The 18,743-nt window shown below is 50.7% G+C and carries 16 protein-coding genes; 1 reads left to right on the top strand and 15 read right to left on the bottom strand.

The annotated features are described in order from the left end of the window. Position 1: 1 nt before the first annotated feature. From CSA35_05875 to CSA35_05830, 10 genes are all read right to left on the bottom strand, one after another. Entirely contained in the window at positions 2–784 is a 783-nt protein-coding gene (locus CSA35_05875; protein PIE54470.1) for an ABC transporter ATP-binding protein, read from the bottom strand. A 12-nt stretch (positions 785–796) separates the two neighbouring features. Continuing rightward, a complete protein-coding gene (locus CSA35_05870; protein ID PIE54536.1) occupies positions 797–1,795 on the bottom strand; it encodes a branched-chain amino acid ABC transporter permease in 999 nt (332 codons plus the stop codon). 19 nt (positions 1,796–1,814) lie between these two features. Then, positions 1,815–2,669 (bottom strand): branched-chain amino acid ABC transporter permease, encoded by an 855-nt coding sequence (locus CSA35_05865; GenBank protein PIE54535.1) that lies wholly within the window; start codon positions 2,667–2,669, stop codon positions 1,815–1,817. 89 nt (positions 2,670–2,758) lie between these two features. Further along, a complete protein-coding gene (locus tag CSA35_05860; protein PIE54469.1) occupies positions 2,759–3,961 on the bottom strand; it encodes a branched-chain amino acid ABC transporter substrate-binding protein in 1,203 nt (400 codons plus the stop codon). 61 nt (positions 3,962–4,022) lie between these two features. Next, on the bottom strand, positions 4,023–5,036 hold the full coding sequence (locus tag CSA35_05855) for an aspartate carbamoyltransferase (protein PIE54468.1): 1,014 nt from the start codon (positions 5,034–5,036) through the stop codon (positions 4,023–4,025). 41 nt (positions 5,037–5,077) lie between these two features. Beyond that, positions 5,078–6,070 carry a ketol-acid reductoisomerase gene (ilvC, locus tag CSA35_05850; protein PIE54467.1) on the bottom strand — a complete coding sequence of 331 codons (993 nt, stop codon included), beginning with the start codon at positions 6,068–6,070 and terminating at the stop codon, positions 5,078–5,080. Positions 6,071–6,088: 18 nt separating this feature from the next. After that, complete coding sequence (locus tag CSA35_05845) at positions 6,089–6,856, bottom strand: (S)-ureidoglycine aminohydrolase (GenBank protein PIE54466.1); 768 nt, start codon at positions 6,854–6,856, stop codon at positions 6,089–6,091. Between the two features lie 20 nt (positions 6,857–6,876). Further along, positions 6,877–8,121 carry a Zn-dependent hydrolase gene (locus tag CSA35_05840; protein PIE54465.1) on the bottom strand — a complete coding sequence of 415 codons (1,245 nt, stop codon included), beginning with the start codon at positions 8,119–8,121 and terminating at the stop codon, positions 6,877–6,879. A 140-nt stretch (positions 8,122–8,261) separates the two neighbouring features. After that, on the bottom strand, positions 8,262–9,872 hold the full coding sequence (locus tag CSA35_05835; protein ID PIE54464.1) for a transcriptional regulator: 1,611 nt from the start codon (positions 9,870–9,872) through the stop codon (positions 8,262–8,264). Between the two features lie 179 nt (positions 9,873–10,051). Beyond that, positions 10,052–10,240, bottom strand: coding sequence for a hypothetical protein (locus tag CSA35_05830; GenBank protein ID PIE54463.1), 189 nt, complete (start codon positions 10,238–10,240; stop codon positions 10,052–10,054). Positions 10,241–10,442: 202 nt separating this feature from the next. Here CSA35_05830 and CSA35_05825 point away from each other — a divergent pair, with 202 nt between their 5' ends. Continuing rightward, positions 10,443–12,425, top strand: a complete 1,983-nt coding sequence (locus tag CSA35_05825) for a hypothetical protein (protein ID PIE54462.1) — start codon at positions 10,443–10,445, stop codon at positions 12,423–12,425. Positions 12,426–12,527: 102 nt separating this feature from the next. On the opposite strand, the gene CSA35_05820 is transcribed toward CSA35_05825, so the two are convergent. The 5 genes from CSA35_05820 to CSA35_05800 all read right to left on the bottom strand — a co-directional run bounded on the left by CSA35_05820 (position 12,528) and on the right by CSA35_05800 (position 18,578). Then, complete coding sequence (locus tag CSA35_05820; protein ID PIE54461.1) at positions 12,528–13,118, bottom strand: hypothetical protein; 591 nt, start codon at positions 13,116–13,118, stop codon at positions 12,528–12,530. A gap of 1 nt (position 13,119) precedes the next feature. After that, entirely contained in the window at positions 13,120–14,145 is a 1,026-nt protein-coding gene (gene rlmN / locus CSA35_05815; GenBank protein ID PIE54460.1) for a 23S rRNA (adenine(2503)-C(2))-methyltransferase RlmN, read from the bottom strand. 429 nt (positions 14,146–14,574) lie between these two features. After that, positions 14,575–16,122 carry a hypothetical protein gene (locus CSA35_05810; GenBank protein PIE54459.1) on the bottom strand — a complete coding sequence of 516 codons (1,548 nt, stop codon included), beginning with the start codon at positions 16,120–16,122 and terminating at the stop codon, positions 14,575–14,577. A 278-nt stretch (positions 16,123–16,400) separates the two neighbouring features. Beyond that, the gene (locus CSA35_05805; protein ID PIE54458.1) at positions 16,401–17,570 is read right to left on the bottom strand and encodes a hypothetical protein; all 1,170 of its coding nucleotides are present in this window, start codon (positions 17,568–17,570) and stop codon (positions 16,401–16,403) included. A gap of 168 nt (positions 17,571–17,738) precedes the next feature. Further along, a complete protein-coding gene (locus tag CSA35_05800) occupies positions 17,739–18,578 on the bottom strand; it encodes a hypothetical protein (protein ID PIE54457.1) in 840 nt (279 codons plus the stop codon). Positions 18,579–18,743 lie beyond the last annotated feature (165 nt).

Genomic DNA, 18,743 nt, shown 5'->3' with positions numbered 1-18,743 from the left:
GTTATTCCTGCACCTCCTCTTCGTCGTCTTCCCTGCCAAGATATGCCTCAATGACTGCCTCATTTTTTTGAATTTCTTCAGGCAATCCTTCGGCAATCTTGGTGCCAAAATTAAGCACGACTATCCGATCGCTAATCTTCATTACAGCAGATACGTCATGCTCGACCAAAAGGATCGTCACTCCTTTTTCTCTGATACTCTTCACCATCGTCATAGCTTGAGCTGTCTCATCGGAATTCATACCAGCAAAAGGTTCATCCAAAAGGAGGACTTTAGGAGAGGCAGCCATCCCGATAGCTATACCCAGCGAACGAAGAGAACCATGAGGCAAATTAGAAGCCTTGGTCTCCTTGATACCTCCCAACCCCAGATAATCAAGAATTTCAGCCGCACTCTGACGAAAACGCTCCTCGTCTTTTCTCGCGGTGGACGTATTGAAAAAGAAGCCCATTAAAGAAGCCTTACTCTGGAGGTGATGGGCAACGATAACATTTTCCAGAGCAGTCATATCTTTAAATATCGTAGTTTCCTGGAAGGTTCTGATAATCCCCATTCGAGCAACGATATGAGGCGACAAAGAGGTGATATTTTTTTCCCTGAAAAAAATATCACCAGACGAGACCGGCAAAAAAGAGGAACACAACTTAAAAAGCGTGCTCTTTCCTGCACCGTTAGGACCTATAATGCTGAGGATCTCTCCTTCGTTCACGGAAAAAGACACGTTATTCACAGCGACAAGCCCACCAAATTTTTTCGTGACATTGGAAACTCGCATCAAGGACATAGACGGCACTCCCTAACTCAGATTCGTCGAACTGTCTTTTGACAAAAATCGACCATAAAAAGCTCTTCGTATACTCATAATGCCATTAGGCAGCCAAAGCATCATCCCTATCATGATTAAGGAATAAATCAGGGGCTGATATTCGTTAAGACCATGCAGGAATTCAAAACTGATGAACAACACAAAGGTTCCTGCTATAGCTCCCCAAACGCTTCCAAGCCCACCTAAAAAGCAATACAGCAGGAAATATGTGGAATCCTGCACTGAAAAAGTGGCCGGATAGACACACTGCTGCATGACGACAAAAAAAGCACCGCCTACGCCACCCATAGCAGCACAAATCGCAAAGGTTATGACCCTGAGTTTAGGAACATTCACACCAAAAGAAGAGGCAAGATCCTCATTTTGCAACAGAGAGCGGAGAAGCCAACCCAATCTGCTGTGAACAACTCTATACAAAACAGCAAAACCAACTATAAGCAAGAACGCCCCTAAATAATAAAAAGCAAAATGTTTATCTACCGTAGAAAAGTCAGGGATGAGAGTCACACCCCCTACCTTCAAAGCCCCTGGCAAAGGTATATTCAGTATTCCCTTAGATCCGTTAGTGATCGGGGTTAAAGTCTGAGCCGCAAGTCTGGCAACTTCGGTCAAACTTAACGTTATCATGGAGAAATAGACGCCTTTCAAGCGCAACAGCGGCCACCCAATAACAACGCTCAGGATAACCGAGCTCAAACCAGCGCCCAGCAAAGCAAACCAGAAGGGAATTTGCATCTTTGTAATGAGAACCGCAGCGGTATATCCACCGACCAGAGCAAAAGCTCCCTGCCCTATGTTTATACGTCCGATGTAAAATATCAGCCAAACACCGCCGCTAATGAGGCTTAAAACTGATGCTGTTGTCAAAACACCTAAAAAATAAGGCGCGTGAGAGAACACCATCGGAAATCCCACTAAGTACAGCACAAGCAGGGAGACCAGCAGTATCGTACTTTTCTTACGGAGCACGCTCATCTTCTCTCCCTCCTTATGCCTTCCCCATAATTCCATTGGGACGCACTGAGATGAAAACCATCAAAAAAACAAAAATGATCAAGTACGTGGCACCACCAGGGAAAAAATGGGAACCTAACGATTCACATATACCTAAAGCAAGCCCACCGAGAATAGCTCCCGAGATGACACCTGCTCCCCCGATCATTATCATGATAAATGCCTTAATTGATATCCACTGCCCTATCCCTGAATTCACACCTGAGATAGGCACAAGCATAGCTCCCGCAATTCCTGCCAAAGCAGCAGCCATCATCCAGCCTAAAAGAGCGTACTTTTCCACGTTGATGCCCATGAGCTCTGCCGTTTCCCTATCCTGGGCCATAGACCGCAAGGCTCGGCCAGGCCTCGTATATTTCATAAATAATATGAACAACAGGATAAACAAAAAGGAAAGTCCAATCACTAACAGACGCCCCTTAGGCATAAAAACGGAGCCCGCACGCAGAACGCCCTCGACAACCGCAGGAACTCCCCTGTGTTTTTCTCCAAAAAAAATCAGAATAGAGCTCTCAAGCATTATTGCCGTCCCTGCAGAGAGAAGCATACTGCTCTCTTCTCTGTCGCTGCGGCTCAGAACAGGTTTGAAAAGAAGCGCCTGAAATCCGTATCCGACCGCAGCAAGGGCTAGAGCAGTTGCCAATAGGGCAACTCCGTAGGGAAGATGCAATTCTCCATATACGTAATACGTTATAAAACCACCGAGGACATAAAGCTGACCGTGAGCGAAATTCATGACGTTCATAAGACCAAAAATCAACGTCAATCCTAACGCTATAAGCGCATATTGAGCTCCAGCATATAAACCATTAAAAATAACCTGCTCCATATACTTGTCATCCCCCTTCTTCTCTCGAAACAAGGGGAGGCCTTCACAAATCGAAGCCTCCCCTTTTTTGAGATTACAAGACTGAGCTACTACCGATCAATGTCCCCAACAAACAGAGTTTTAAAGTCACCATTTTCATACACGTTCACGACGATAGGAACAGAAATCTGGCGTTTCTGATTAAAATATCCAGCTCCGACATAGTGAAGGGGACGATGATCCTTGAGGTAGGGATTGGGCATAGAAAACTTATTAATCTGCTTCTTAAAAAGCTCAATATCATTGATGGCCTCCGGCCCAGCCGCCCTCAGGGTATACAGGAACATATCGAGAGCATAGACCTTGGTGCCCGCCTCATCGTTCCATTCTCCGGCAATTTTCTCGTATTCCTTTGCGAAATCTTCCATTTCCTTACTTCTGATTTCTGGCGTACTTGCCCCGCCAACGCAGATAAATCCGTTTGCAGCATCGCCTGCAAGTTCAGAGATAACTTTTGCGTCCTGAGCCGTTTCCGTGCTCATTTTGCCCTTAAATCCAAGCTCTCGAGCAGCCTTGATCAGCAACGGAGTATCAGAAGGAGCGGCCCCCGACAAGACGAGTAGATCTGGATTCTTGGCAACGACACTGGACATTACAGGGAAGAAATCCGTCGTACCAGTCTCATACGTATCTCTTCCAGACAGTACCGTGAGACCTAATTTTTCAGCTGCAGCAATTCCCTCATCTCTTTGGTTAAGAGACTCGGCGTCATTTCGAGCAACAAAGGCAATACTCTTAATACCCGCTTTTTCCTGGAGATATTTGTATATAACCGGTCCACCCTGATAGGAGGCGATCATTCCAAGGATCGAGTTACTTGCAGGAGGGCTGTATAAACTCTTCGAAAAAGAATATGGTATATTCATGGCCTTACCCTTTTCAAGGATAGGCTGAACCGCCATGGAGGTTGGGTCAATATTAGGACCTATGATGTAATGTATTTTTTCTTCATAGATAAGACGTTCTGCTCCTGCCACAGCGACCTTGGGGTCGTTGCGATCATCAATGGCAACGATTTTAATAAGGTATTTGTCTCCTCCTATTTCAAAACCGCCACTTTTGTTGATGATATTAGCCCTTGCTTCAGCACAATAACGATTCACCAATCCCCACGACGCCGCAGGACCACTCATAACACCCAAAACGCCTATCTTCAACGTTTTTTGAACCCCAAAGCAGGCCCCCGCACTAGCCATCAAAGCAAGCACCAAAGCAAAAACACAAGTCTTCCTAATTCCCTGTCGTAACAACATACAAACACCTCCTCATAGCATGATGCTCCAGACTTCAGAAAATGCACCGCCGTTGCTAAATCTAAATGCCAACCATAGAAGCTACCAGCGCCATACGTATCGGGACGCTAAAGGCCAACTGCTTGAAGTACAGCTCGAACTCACTGTGATCAATGGCGTAATCGAACTCGACCGAGTTTCTGGGCAGGGAGTGCATAACACCTATAGAACGACCGGCCTTTTTCTTTATAGAATTGAGGTTATCCAAGGTGATATAAAACTCTTTTATTTTATTCATAAAAGCGTTTCTTGCATCGGGATTATCCTTAGGCACACTGCACCCCGGTAAATAACAAAGATGCGTCGTCGCCATCACGTCCATAAACTCAGCATTTGAAATGTCGTAGTGCTCCTCCAAACGAGCGCCTGCAGCCTCTAACCTTTCTCGCACAGCAGAGGGGATGGGATTTTCCTTGAGCCCCACATAGACGATTTCCGCTCCCATGATTGCCAAGCCCATAGCGAAGGAGTGACCACTTCTCGCTCTGGAAAGGTCGGATGAAGCGATGCATACCCTCAGCCCATCGAAACCACCAAAGGCTCTATATGCAGTGTACATATCCAGCAAGCCCTGGGTTGGATGAGTTACATCTCCCCAACCGCAGCTGATCACAGGGACATCAGCGTAGGAGAGCGCTTCAGATACTACAGAGTAGTCAGGATGCCGCAAGCCTATGATATTGGCGTACTGAGAGACGGTTCTGAGGTGATCAGCCAAACTCTCTCCCTTAGCAGCGGACGAACTTTTCCCGGGATTGGACTCGGAAAGAACCCCTCCGCCCAGACGGATCATAGCCAACTCGGTACTGAATCTGGTTCTGGTCGAAGGCTGAAAGAAGAGCGCCCCCAAAACCTTTCCCGACATAAGTTTCAGGCCAGTTCTCCAAAAAGGCTCAAGCATCTCAGCTACTTTAAAGAGATGGTTATATCGTTCCTTGGAAAGATCCGTAAGAAATTCAAGATTCTTCCCGCGAAGTTCTGTCGCTTCCATCTCTGCAGCGATGCATGACGGCGCAAAATCAGAGGTAATTGCCAAACGGAACACTTCCTTTCGTCAACTCGAACAGATTAAAGCTGCTAAGAAAGACCAAACCGCTTTCTGAATTCTATTCCTGTTGCCTCCATATCCGAGTCTTGCCAAGTCCGTCTCATACGGTTTAAAACCGGCATGCCCTGGCTGAACTCAAGAAGCCACCTTTTGGCAAACTCGCCTCTTTCAGTTTCTTCGAATATCTTTTGAATTTCGTCGTAGTTAACAACTCTGGGACCAGATGTCCTCACGGCAAACTCACAGGTTCTGCTCGCTCGACCGGTCAGATAGGCCTCTATACCAACCTCATCGATATCATCGATGATGGATCGAATTGATCGAATCGCTTTAGCGTACGCAAAGGATTTCGGGTAGCCATTTTCGGTCATGACCTTGTATATGCCTCTCATAAGATGAATGGCTCCGCCATAAAGGACCTGTTCCTCAAAGTTATCCCCTTCGGTTTCGTGCTGAAAAGACATCAGGATAGTTCCAACCCTCGTGCTGCCGACACCTTTGGCTATGGCGAGAGCAATCTCGGCAGCCTTGCCGGTGACATCCTGGTCAACTGCAACGCAACCGTAAATCCCTGAGCCATTCAAGTATTTCTGCCTCACCACCGGCCCCGGTCCGTTGGGAACGAATAACACCACATCCACATCTTTCGGGGGCTTGATGGTTCCGTACAGTATGGCAAAACCGTGGGCGAAACTCAGGGTTTGGCCTTTCTTCAGATTCGCATGGACAGAGGAATAGTAGACCTCCGGCTGAGCGGGGTCCTGCAGCAGGATATGAACAACGTCACTTTTCTTCACCGCGTCCTCTATAGACATAACGGTAAAGCCATCTTTTTCGGCTTTATCCCAACCACTATGAAAACGCCTGTCGCCTGCTCCAATAATGACATCCACGCCACTGTCTCTAAGATTGTTCGCCTGTGCATAGCCCTGGCTTCCATATCCGATAATACCGACGGTCTTCCCCTTTAAAACTCCAAGATCGACATCTTCATCACGATAGATTTTTTCGGTAAACGACATTTCTCTCACCCCTATATTCTAAATATCTACATCTCTGTTGAAATCTTTCGAATAAATATAACTAAGCCGCTCTCTACCAGTAGCATAGACAGCCTGCTGGACAAAGGGGCCAAACCATATAAAGTCCTCTTTCTTTACCTGAACCCAATCCTCACCTAACATGTAAATCCCCTGCCCCTGGGTGATGTACGCCCCATGCTCCTGAACGTGGGTCTCGACAAAAGGGTGACAGCCATCAGGCTCAAAGGACAAAACGTGAAAATTGACGTCGAACCCCAGATCCTTGGGCAGAAGGTCTTGAATAAACACGTTCTCCATTTCGTCATAAATCTCTTCAGGAATATCGTTCACGTTGCCACACACAACCCTGGCTTCATGACCATCAATGGAGATGTACCTCTGTTTGTACAGGAGAATGCGCATTGTCCCCCTGGAGTCATTTTTAATCGATATTGGACTATCTTCCGGCGAGAAAAGATAGCCTCCCTGTTGAAGGATATGCTCTTCGCCCCGACTTCCTACGGTAAGTTCGCCTTCACCGTCCATAAAGTACACAAAAGTCTCAACACCATTTCCTCCAAAAGGGACTGTCGTTTTCGCCCCAGGGGATACCTTGGAAATGTACTGGACAAAACTTGCCCCCATCTTCGGTGAAGCAATAATCGTTGTGGTGAAGCCCTCAAAGCCAGGTATAACGTTGACAACCCTCCCTTCCGGCGGTATAACCGCATACGCTCCATGATGCACCACTGCCCGGGTTTCGAGAAAATCCTTAGGATACCCCATACTTGCACCTCCGCTTATATTCAGCTGTTAGCCAAAGCTACAATTGTTGACAGAAGGACCTCCGCTCCATCAGCAATCTCGTCCATGTCGGTATATTCATCGGGGCAATGGCTTTTCCCCGCTTTGCTTGGGACAAAAATCAACCCTGTCTCCGTAACTGAGCTCAATAAAACCGAATCATGTACCGCCCCACTGTTCATCGGCATCCATCGGAGGCCCTTTGCATCTGAACATTCCGATATCATCTTGCATATCTTAGGCGATAGAGCGACGGGACTTTGTCTGCCCAAAATTTCAAAGGAACAGTCCAGCCCCTTTTCCACAGCTATCAAACGAGCTCTTTCCTGACAGACGTCAATGACCCGATCAATCGCATCTGGAAAAACATCCCTCACGTCCAGAGAAATGATCACAATTCCAGGTATAACGTTTGAAGCGTTAGGCTCGCACTGGATAGCCCCGACCGTACCTACTACGGACGGAGAAGGATCATCCCGGACCAGTTTTTCTAACTCCACAACAAACCGGGAAGCCCCCACAAGAGCGTCTTGCCTCAAATTCATAGGGGTCGAGCCAGCATGATTTGCCGTACCTCGAAAGGTCAACTTACATTGGCAAAGCCCGGCGATGGATTGAACCACTCCTATCTGCATTGCCTGAGATTCCAAAAGAACGCTCTGCTCTATATGGAGCTCCACCATCCCGTGGATCTGTCCAGGCATAACTCTTCCCGAATGGAGAGACTCGGGATCGAAACCCCTTTCTATACATCTGTCGTACATAGACACATTATCAGCATCTTTTATTTTTTTTATGCCTTCAACATCCAGAGCCCCGGTCATGACCTTGCTTCCTGCACAGGTCACTCCAAAATTTGAACCTTCTTCCTCAGAAAAAATCGCAACCTCATATGGCCTGAGCAACTCAATTTTTCGTTCTGCGATACACCGGGCAACCTCAAGCGCGGCGACAACCCCAACGACTCCATCGTAATCACCACCACAAGCGACGGAATCGATATGAGAACCGCTCATAACAGGCGCAAGAGAACCGTCAGAACCGTTCAGACGACCTCTGATATTTCCGACACCGTCTGCAGAGATACTCATGCCAAGCTCCCGCATCTGTTCAGTGAGGTAGCGCCTGGCTACCACGTCTTGATCACTGTAAGAAAAACTGGTTCTCCCCGGAGCATCCCCCCTCCCAAAACTGCCAATGGCCTCGATATCCCTCCATATTCTTTCTCTGGATACCACTCGTCCCATGGGTATCTCCTTTCCTGAAACACTTAAATTGTATTTTTGACCCCCTCCCAAAACATCGTGGCGTAGTTATAAAAAAAAGTTCGGTAGAGAACTAAAAGTTCTCTACCGAACACACAAACCTCTTAGAGAAATGAAAACGACTATTTCAATCGTCGTTCTTTGGCAAGAGTATATAATTTCAGAGCCAGAGCGATGCTGAGCCGCTCCTCTCCAGAGTCCATATCGGACCCCATAAGCTCACGGAGCTTATCAAGCCTATAGCGAAGGGTATTGTAGTGAATACAAAGAGACATCGCTGTCTTTCGCAGAGACCAGTTATTTTCGGACAGGGCCGCCAACGTAGCCAGGAGATCGTCCCTTGCCCGTCCTTCTGTTTGGAGAACCGCTCCAAGCTGCTCCCTGTAGAACCTCTCGGATTCGGGAAGGGTGCTGATCTTGGCCAAAATGGCATACATACCCATTCGTCTCCAATAAACATCCCGATCCCCCCCGAGCAGAGGACGTATGGTGTTGATAGCCTCCCTTGCCTCATCATAGCTCTCGTGACAGAGGAAACAGCTCTCCTTAGGGGCACCTATACCGATCGTAACAGAGAAATTTGTCTGCTCTTTGATCATAGCCCGAAGTTTAGGCAGTACGTCTTCTAGAGACTCATAAACTCCGCTGTCTTTTTTACCTAAAGGGAGAAGAAAAACCACCATATCACTCATGGTCGTGTACGGGATCTTACGGTAATGGGATCTCATAATATCTATAGCCAACGTGATTATCCGCTCTCTTCTGCTTTCGAGATCGGAACAGACCGGGCTTGTATTGGCATCTCCAATACATATCTTGTAATTATCTATGTCTACAATGACCGTTTGGAAAGGACCTCTGAAATCCCAGTCAAAACGCTCGGCCCTCGCCCAAAGCTCCCGTTCAAAACGGATATTTTTAAAAAGGAGATCCTGAATGAACTCATCCCGGTATCGGCGTTCCGTCTCTCTGGCTGCCATCTCACGCTGAACACACACGAGAACCGCACTCTTAGCATGCTCCAGGACTATAGCCCTCTGTCTGTCCAGCGCTAACTCCCGATCGATATCCACGACGATATAGCCATAAATAACTCCCGAAAGAATTATGGCTTCGGCGACATATTTCTGGGTCAAATGCTGGATCGTATCACTATGAATCTCATCCTCAAAGGGACCTGAGGAAGAACATACATACCGGTCTCTGGCAATGAGATCAAGGTAGGCAACTCCAACACGCAAAAAATTTCGTACCGTGTAGAGTATCTGGTGCATGGTTCCTCCTGCAGCCATTAAAGTATACAAAGAACGGAGAATCGCCTCGGAAAAACGGATATCCCCCACACTTTCCCCCACTATTTTAGAGAGAACAGGAAAGATAACATCACCGAAAGCTAAATGAGAAGGCAATTCAATGATGGGCAATGAAATTTCTTCAGCTAAGGAGAGCAACTCCTCTGGTATTTCCGATAGAAAACGTTTTGGCTTGATACCAAAAGCGGAGACACCAGCATCCTTCATCTGCCTGCAAAGAGGCAGCATGGCCCCAGGGTCGTCACGAAAGGCATACGCAGACGTCAGAATGAACTCCCCTCCATGAAGCCATCGGACGATATCGGGAGCCTCCATCACATTGACATTTGAAACGCCTCTGTCGAGCCCCTCACGACCAGCCAGAAGGCGTACATCGATGAGCTCAGACATCCTTAGTATATCCCTGACCGTTACAGACAACCGTTTCACCTCCTTCTTCAGAAAAGGTCGTCATACAACACCTCTCATCCGCATCACCGTATTCGCTGTTTCTCAACAGACTATCGCCTCCAAGGACAACATCGAACAGTGGCCCTCAGACAGATAAACGTGTCTTGACCCATAATACCTTAGCTTTAAGTATCAATAGAACCCAAAACCTACCAAACCGACGGCGATGGCAGTCCCAGAGTTTGGCCAAACAGGCTGCTGGCGACAAAGTGGACAACTCCTTCTATGGGATATTCTCTGAAAACAGCCTGGGCATGATCCAGCTTTCGAAGGTCTCCTCGTACAAAAGCCGTGCCATAGTCCAGATCCATATGGCCCCGCTCAAGGTTATCGAACACCACCGTACCCCACCTCGTTGAGAGCCAAGACCGTGTGGCTGCCGATGTAGCCAGCCCCTCCCGTTACCAGTATCATTCCTGCATCACTCCCTTCGATCAAGTACGACATGTTTTGCTCTCGTAATCGATTCAATAAATATAGCATGTGCATCTTAGCCTTAGATAAATTTAAAGGCAAACAGCCAAAGTAAGAAGGAGGTGATTGCCCGTGAAGGGCATCTTATGCGTTCGAAGATCGTACTTGAAAAGGTCATTTGATCGTTCGTTGATTGGGTTCGTCACCACATTGCTGGTTTGTCTCGCTCCCGCTTTTGGGGCCGAGGAGATCTCCAGTTTTCACAGCGAGATAGGGATTCAACCTGAGGGATTGATCCAGGTCACCGAGACCATCGCTGTTGTAGCTGAAGGACGATCGATCCGGCGAGGGATATTTCGAGATATTCCCACCCTCTACAAAAACTCATCAGGTCGAAGTATCCGTACTCCTCTGAGTGTTCTTGAGGTAACCCGAGATGGCCACCCCGAGCGATGGGCCATTGAGGACCTCTCCAACGGAATTCGGATCAAGATCGGCAATCCCAGCGTTCTCCTCAAACCAGGGAAGCATCGCTACACCATCTCCTACACGACCGAACGCCAGATCGGTTTTTTTGAGAACTACGACGAGCTGTACTGGAACGTCACGGGCAACGGCTGGGCCTTTCCCATCAAGAAGGCATCGTGTACCATCCATCTGCCCCAAGGAGCAGATGTCCTCCAGACTAGTGCATGGACAGGCGTCCAAGGATCCCGAGACAAAAAAGCCACTATGAAAGCCAACGACACGACAGCCACGTTTGAGACGACCCACTCACTGGCAGCCCGTGAGGGGCTCACCGTCGCCGTCAGCTGGCCCAAAGGATATGTGAAGCCGCCGTCCTCGGGAGCCTATTTTCTGGACGATCACGGCTTGGACCTGGGGTATGCTCTTGCAACTATCGTTGGTTTTATCTTTTTTGTGATCGCCTGGATGTACGTTGGACGAGACCCCCGTAAAGGGACCATCGTCCCCCTGTTCTCCCCTCCCGAGGATCTCTCACCGGCAGCAGTTCGACAGATACAAAACATGGGCTTCGACGACCGGGCCTTTTCCGCTGCCCTGATCTCCCTGGCCGTGAAAGGATATCTGACCATCGCCCAGGAAGGCCGACTCTTCAATAAATATGAGCTGATACAGACCGAGAAAACCCAACAAATGCCCCCTCTTCCCCCAGAAGAACAGTACCTCTACGAGACGCTGTTCGCATCGAAGACGGTTGTTCCTCTTAAAAAATCCGAGAGCGAGACGTTGGCAGAGGCTCAGAAAAGCCTGTCAGATACCTTGGGCGCCCGATATGACGATCTGTTGTATAAGAAAAACGTGTTCTACACCGTTATGGGATTCAGCATCATGGTCGTGATTATCGCCTTGTCGATCCTCCTTTTTGCTCGAGGACGAGGGGAGATGATGGCAGCGGCAACGAGTACGGTTATTGCCCTGGTGATAACGAACATCTTCGGTCTTACTTTCGTTAAACTGATCCGAAGGGTCCGACAGCAGTGGAATATGCGGCAGGGATTCAAGGCTCTGCTCCTGTGCATCAGCATCTTGTTCCTGTTCGGAGAAGCAACGATCCTGATCATTGGGATCGCTATCGTGCTCCCGTCAATCCTCTCGCCGATCTGCGCCATGTGCGTGCCTATCATGGCCCTTATTCCCCCCGTCTTCTACCCATTGATGAAGGCCCCAACGATCCTGGGACGACGACTCATGGACAAGATCGACGGATTCGCCATGTACCTCCAGACCACCGAGGAGGAGCGTCTCAACGCCCTGAACCCCCCAGAGAGGACACCCGAGCTCTTCGAGCGCTACCTTCCCTACGCACTGGCTCTCGGCCTTGAACAACACTGGGGCGAAGCCTTCGAAGCAGTTCTGGCCCGAGCAGCGACCACCAATGGAGAGGGACGCTACAGTCCCCACTGGTATTCGGGGACTGCTCCAATATACATCGCCTCTATGGGAGACTTCGCCTCGTCGCTGGGCCAGTCCTTCGCCAGCGCTGCGGCCTCAGCTGCGACGCCCCCCGGATCCTCGTCGGGCTTCTCCGGTGGAGGAGGATCTTCTGGTGGTGGTGGTGGCGGTGGCGGTGGCGGTGGCTGGTGATATAACGTCTTCGTCACCAATCAGTACAGTTTTATTAAACAACACGCACAAAAAGGCCCCGCTTTTTCCTGGCGGGGCCTTTTAAGCCGTCGGTGGAGAAGATCACCGAGAAGGCAACAAACCGGCTCTCTGGCAAGCCCTAAGATGGGGACAGTCTCCTTCGGCCTCCCAGACGGGGCAGGAGCATCGGCGACCGCGAAGATCAACCTCAAAGCGCCCCGTAGTATCCGAGATCGTTACAGCCTCAAAAGAGCAGTATTGATCAACTTCTTTACTCTCTTTTTTGATCGATTCCCCAACTATATCGTCCATGGCCTGGTTCGCCATTCGATCAGCCTCGTCATTTTCGGCTCTGGCAATCCAGCGATAGGATATCGCTATACCGGAGGCAATCCGACGAAAACGCTCAGCCAGAACCTGAAGGCGAGGTTCCTTGATTTTCCAGACCCCGGAGAGTTGTTGAATCACCAGCTTACTGTCACCACAGAGGGTTATTTCTTTGAGACCTCGACGGGCAGCCTCCTCTACGGCCATGATGGCGCCTTCATATTCGGCCTCGTTGTTGGTGCCCCGGCCCAGAGGGCGGCTTCCCCGCCAGACGAGAAGACCTGCGTCGTCGTAGAGAACGGCACCTGCCCCGGCAACGCCGGGATTTCCTCTGGAACCACCGTCGAAATGAGCCCGCCAGGCCATATCAACTCCGCCCCCCCCGAAGCTGACCACAGGCAGCGTCGATGTCGCTTCCCTTCTCCTTTCGAAGCTCTACCTCAAGCCCAAGCTCCCGGAGAATTGCCATGAAGGGATTGATTCGACTGGCCGACGGACGAGCGTACCGTTTAACCACGGGGTTATAGGGAATCAGGTTGACGTACACGTCCAGATCCGCCAGAAGAGCGACCATCTCATAGGCATGGGCGGGTTCGTCGTTGACGTGTTTGAGCATGACATATTCCACGGTTATTCGCCGTCCCGTTTTTTTTTGGTAGATCGCCAGAGCCTCCATAACCTGCCCCAGGGGATACCGCTCGTTCACCGGCATGAGCCGTGAGCGAATCTCGTCGTTGGGGGCATGAAGAGACAACGACAAGCCCACGTCCAGCCCCGAGTCGGCCAGGGAGAGAACACCAGGGACGACGCCGGAGGTTGAGATGGTGATGCGCCGAATTCCCATGTTCCGCATCTTGGGATGAATCAGTATCTCGATAGCCTCTCGAAGGTTATCCCAGTTCAGGAAAGGTTCTCCCATCCCCATGAAGACGACATTCCTGATGTCCTGCCCCAGCCAGGACTCCATAGCTAAAAAGTGACCGACGATCTCCCCGACCGTGAGATTCCGAACAAATCCCTGTCGCCCAGTGGCACAGAAATCACAGGTGAGAGGGCATCCCACCTGAGTCGAGAGACAGGCAGTATGGTGGTTTCCGTGGTCCATAAGGACCGATTCCACCGATTGGCCGTCCAGAAAACGCCATAAAAACTTGACCGTCCCGTCAGAAGAGGTTTGAACTTCGGCGGCAAAGGGCGGCTGAACGTACAGCCGAGGCTCCAGTTTTTCCCGAAGCCCCTTGGACAGGTTCGTCATCCTATGGACGTCAAAAACTTTTTTTTTGTATATCCACTGGCAAATCTGGTCCGCCCGGTAGGACTGCTCTCCTATCTCCCCCATAAGAGCCCGCCACCTCTTGTACTCCAGCTCCAGGCCATAGATCATTTCAGACATGCATCGTTCCTCCTCGGTGCGTCAAACCGCCTAATATCCCTTATATTGTACCCTAGGGCGTCCATTATGTTGCCCTCAGATCAATCCCATTACGAGTGGAGGGCTCGTACTTTTTCATGTTCTATGGGGGATACGAACCACAAGTTCTTGGGCACTCCATACTCTCAACTTTAGATGTAGAAGCCAATCTGCCATATCACGTTCCAGGAAACTCATCATCGATCAGCTAAATCGTATAACCGTGCTGGTGCCATAAAAAAAGAAGGGGCTCAACGCCCCCTCCAGCCTGGTTCTTTATTTTTGGCATCGCCTCGACAGAGTCCACATCCGTGGCATCCTTTCCAACACCGTTTGCCCCGTCGTCGACCGAGCAAAAGGGTCATGCCCAGAGGCAGGACCAGGACGATGAAAAGGAGAAGGAGGCGCATGTCATTTCTCCTGAAGGAAGCGACTGAGATCGGCCTTCAGAGCTGAACGGGCCTTCGGGTTAGTGTACATCATGTGTCCACCGTCGTAGCTCCGAACCGTTATGTTGCGAAGAAGACGCTCCCGAGGTACGTCAAGACGGCCCAGACTATAGAGCACAGAGTCAGGACAACAGACCATATCGTACACCCCCATAGCTACGAACACCCGAAAGTGCTCGTTTCGCCGCATGGCCTGCGCTAGAGAGCTCACCGTGTTCGGATACCCGACTTCCTTCTGCTGCCCGGATTCAAAATCCCAGTCTCTCCGAGCAGCTTTACTGAAAGTACGATACTCCTGATCCGTGTCAAACTGCAAATACTCCTGAAGGTAGGCCATAAAGGCCGTGTAGTAAGGAGCCCCCGTCAGGGTAAACATGGGGTCTTTTTCGTAGTTGCCCCATCCACCGGGAGAGGTGACCCGAACGTCGTATTGGCTCAAATACTCCTTGCGGTCCAGGAGCAATTCGGCTACAAACTCGTTTGAAGGTATCTTGAGATTACACCGCCGGATCAGGCTCTCAGGCATGGCTGTATATCGAGCTAGTCGGGTCACCACAGCGTCAAACTCGTCCTGAGACAACCCATTGCCCGCCCAGAGGGCCGAGAGATACGGGCCGTTGGCCCAAGAGTGAACCTCAGTGAGCAGGCGATCCAGGGGCATCCCTTGCAGGTCATCGGACAGTCGACCATGATACCAGGCCGCTGCAGCCATGACTGGCAAAGTATGGATAAAGGGCCTGCTATTGGAATCATCACATATCAGCTCCCCATAGCTCACGGCCGGGGAGATAAGGACCAACCCCGACGGCATGATCCCCTTTTCCATAAGGATCGGGGCCATCTCGGTCGCACGCATGCCGCCGTAGCTCTCTCCGATCAGGTACACCGGCACCCCCCAGCGTTTCTCCCTCGTGAGATACATCCTGAGAAACTGCGACACCCACTCAGCATCTTCCTCAACCCCCCAGAACCGAGGACCTTTTTCATGGTCCTCCGCTCTTGAAAAGCCGGTCCCGACGGGGTCGATAAAGACCAGATCAGCCTGATCTAGCAGGGAGTCGGGGTTCTCCTCCACCAGATACGGCGGTTTGGGAAGGCCGATCCCATCGGGCAAGGTCTTGACGCACATGGGCCCCAAGGCTCCCATATGCAGAAACAGGGACGACGCTCCCGGTCCTCCGTTGAAGACAAAGGCTACAGGACGATGGACCGAACCCTGGTTAAGCCTCGTGTAGGCCACGTAAAACACCCACGCCACGAGGCGTCCCTCGTCGTCGAACAGAGGCATCCGCTCGCTTTGGGCCTCGTAGGCAATTGACTGCCCCCCTATGGTCACCTGACGGCAAACCTCCACTGTGTCGGACGAAAGAGGACGTAAATCGTCAACATCAGGCTTTTCACTCTGGGCAGCCTGGGCTGAGTTTTCATTAACGGGAGAGCTCCACGCCGAAGAGTCCCCCAGAACAAAACAGATAAAAACACAACAGATCAAGAGAACTTTACGCTTCATTCACAGCACGCTCCTTCGAGACCGTATGGACATCCTGCATACGATGGTTTTTCTAACATCCCATGATAATTTAGTATAGCATAGGAATGCGCAAGCACAGATGAGCAGGACAGAGCCAGGAGAGACATCACCGCCTATAGACAGCTCATTTTCCCTGATGGAGAATAAAACAAAAAATCAAACGAAAAAAGAGAGAAACAGCGCTTCTTCTCTCCTTGAGTGGAAGCGCTGTTTCCCTCATACTCAAAGGATTACAGCCCTCTATACTATCAGATCGATTATTTCACAGGGCCACACATGGAGGCGGGGCCTCCCGCCAGGGGTATGGTTTTCCCCGTGTTCACAAGACGCCCCTCCTCCACCTTCAGGACCGACATGTTCTTGTCCAGGAAGTTGCCAACGTACATCCACACGCCATCAGGACTCCAGACAACTCCCTCGGGCATTGCTTCTACCTCAACTTCGTCCACCTTGGTGAGAGACTTTCCGTCGATCTTGAGAAGGGATACGGTCCCCTTTTTGTGGTAAAGCCAGGAGCCATGGTCCACGTTGCTTCCCCGAATGTTGACCGTAGCGAGATACGAGCCATCGGGAGAGACGGCAAAGCCTTCGGGGCCGTCACCGGTCACCACACGATCGACCACTCGAGGAGGATTCTGGGTCATATCGATGACCGAGACGGTGTCCACGTGGCCCGACGATCCTCCGGGACCTCCCATATCACAGCAAAACGCCAGGGCACCGTCGGGGGTCATGTCCACGTTGTACGGCCACAGAACGGGAATCTCAAAACCGGTCGGGGCGACCTTGGTCCCTTCGATGCTAAGCAGTGCCAACTTATGGGCCTTGTTCTTGACCACCCAGGCCTTGCTGCCATCTGGAGAGATCGATACAGCAGCAACCTCATCTCCCATGGAAACGGTGCCCACCAACGACACGCTCTTTCCTTCTATGGAAAAGACCGTTACTGAATGGCCCTTACGATTGGCCACAAGGGCCAGAGTTCCAGCTCTATTGACGGCCATACCGGAAGGCTGAAGGTCTCCCGTAACCGTGGCAATCCGTTTCGGCGGGGTAGCCTCCATATCAATGACATAGATCTCCCTTCCGGGAGATGCCGTCCACTTGCCATCTTTCTGAACCCACTCGACAGAATTGGCCACCAAGGCCAGACGTTCGTCCTTTGTGATGGCCATGTTCGTCGGTGGGCCATAGATAGAGTTAGACAACTCCAAAACGGTCACCTGCTGGGGCTCGGTGCCCCCCTTGGCTATGTCAAAAATCTGAATCTTGTCCGCACCGGGCGGCAAGGACTCCATGACCCCCTGCTCGTTCCAGGTTACCTTGCCATCGATGCCAACCAACATGTATCGAGCGCTCGCGGGCAACGCTCCCCCAAGCACCACCAGACAGACCATCATTGCTGCACTCCATATTCTTCTCTTCATTCCCCTGGGCCTCCTCTCGTATATCAAACAAATCCCAAAGACACTCCGCTGCTACTATAATACATCTTTATCGCGACAGGACGCAAGAAGGAGGGGGGGAGGCAATCAAAGCCCCTCATCACCCAGGCATGCTCAAGAGACACAAACGAGTTCTGAGATATGGGTATCCTAGACCTGAAGCCAATCCCGAACGGGAACACCGAAGCCCTTGGCTTCATCATACAGGAGAAAATACTCCAGGGGCGGCAGGAGAAAATCGAGAGTGGGAATCGAAAAGAGCTCCCCGGAGTCAAGCAGGTCCTGCACCATCCGGCGAGGCAGCATGCTGATCCGGTCTTGCTCCCTGATGTAGGGGAGCACCTTGGATCCTACGTCGATCTCCAACTCGAAAAGAAAGGGCTTCCCGAAGAGCTCCTCAGCCACCGGAGTATCCAGAAACTCCGAGTAAACCAGGGGCATACGGCGTAAATCGGCCACGGTGACTCCTCGACCATATCGAGGATCCCGATGCAGGAGAAGGAGCTCGTCTGAGGCCACCTTTCGACAGAGGATCCCCGGTGATCGAACCGGATGATGGGAGTATCCCACGTCATACCGACCATCCAGGACACCGTTGATGACCTCTCTGGAGTGTTTCAGAACGACCCGTGTCGATCTGGCCGGGTAGCGCTCCCGATATCCATCCAGGATCGGCCTCAGAAAAAAATCGTAATACGTGTGGACCGACGCCACCACCAGACGCTCGAGAGGACAGACAATATCCAGACTCTTAAGAGCCTGCTCCTCCAGAGCGATCATTCGCCTCGCATAGGGGACCAGGCCCTGCCCCGCAGGGGTCAGATCGACCCTATCGTGACGGCGGACGAAGAGGGGCTGCCCTACCTTATGTTCCAGGGCGGCAATCCGGCTCGACACCGCCGATTGAGAGAGATTCATCCTCCTGGCCGCTCGGGTGAAACTGCCGCTCTCAATGACCGCCAGAAACGTGCCCAAGACCTCGGTGTTCATCCCTCACCTCTCCCATCATTTTTTCCCTTGGGGCCATCGATTTTTTCCGTTGTACTCGTGCCCCTCAATTCGGTTATTATAACACTCAAGTTTTAGCTATCGAACTTATCTCATGGCGGCCATATCAGCGATTTCGTCGTGATTCGTGATGAAGGAGGATTCCCC

The organism is Dethiosulfovibrio peptidovorans (assembly GCA_002748665.1).
Taxonomy (GTDB): domain Bacteria; phylum Synergistota; class Synergistia; order Synergistales; family Dethiosulfovibrionaceae; genus Dethiosulfovibrio; species Dethiosulfovibrio peptidovorans_A.
The sequence above is the reverse complement of the archived record's forward strand: the minus strand, read 5'-3'. Positions and strand labels throughout refer to the sequence as shown.

What these genes read in the sequence shown, in the direction of transcription:
- CSA35_05820 (PIE54461.1), bottom strand. Translation starts at nt 13,118, where the DNA reads ATGGCCTGGCGGGCTCATTTCGACGGTGGTTCCAGAGGAAATCCCGGC.
- ilvC (PIE54467.1), bottom strand. Translation starts at nt 6,070, where the DNA reads ATGTCGTTTACCGAAAAAATCTATCGTGATGAAGATGTCGATCTTGGA.
- CSA35_05865 (PIE54535.1), bottom strand. Translation starts at nt 2,669, where the DNA reads ATGGAGCAGGTTATTTTTAATGGTTTATATGCTGGAGCTCAATATGCG.
- CSA35_05810 (PIE54459.1), bottom strand. Translation starts at nt 16,122, where the DNA reads ATGAAGCGTAAAGTTCTCTTGATCTGTTGTGTTTTTATCTGTTTTGTT.
- CSA35_05875 (PIE54470.1), bottom strand. Translation starts at nt 784, where the DNA reads ATGTCCTTGATGCGAGTTTCCAATGTCACGAAAAAATTTGGTGGGCTT.
- CSA35_05860 (PIE54469.1), bottom strand. Translation starts at nt 3,961, where the DNA reads ATGTTGTTACGACAGGGAATTAGGAAGACTTGTGTTTTTGCTTTGGTG.
- rlmN (PIE54460.1), bottom strand. Translation starts at nt 14,145, where the DNA reads ATGTCTGAAATGATCTATGGCCTGGAGCTGGAGTACAAGAGGTGGCGG.
- CSA35_05805 (PIE54458.1), bottom strand. Translation starts at nt 17,570, where the DNA reads ATGAAGAGAAGAATATGGAGTGCAGCAATGATGGTCTGTCTGGTGGTG.
- CSA35_05800 (PIE54457.1), bottom strand. Translation starts at nt 18,578, where the DNA reads ATGAACACCGAGGTCTTGGGCACGTTTCTGGCGGTCATTGAGAGCGGC.
- CSA35_05845 (PIE54466.1), bottom strand. Translation starts at nt 6,856, where the DNA reads ATGGGGTATCCTAAGGATTTTCTCGAAACCCGGGCAGTGGTGCATCAT.
- CSA35_05840 (PIE54465.1), bottom strand. Translation starts at nt 8,121, where the DNA reads ATGGGACGAGTGGTATCCAGAGAAAGAATATGGAGGGATATCGAGGCC.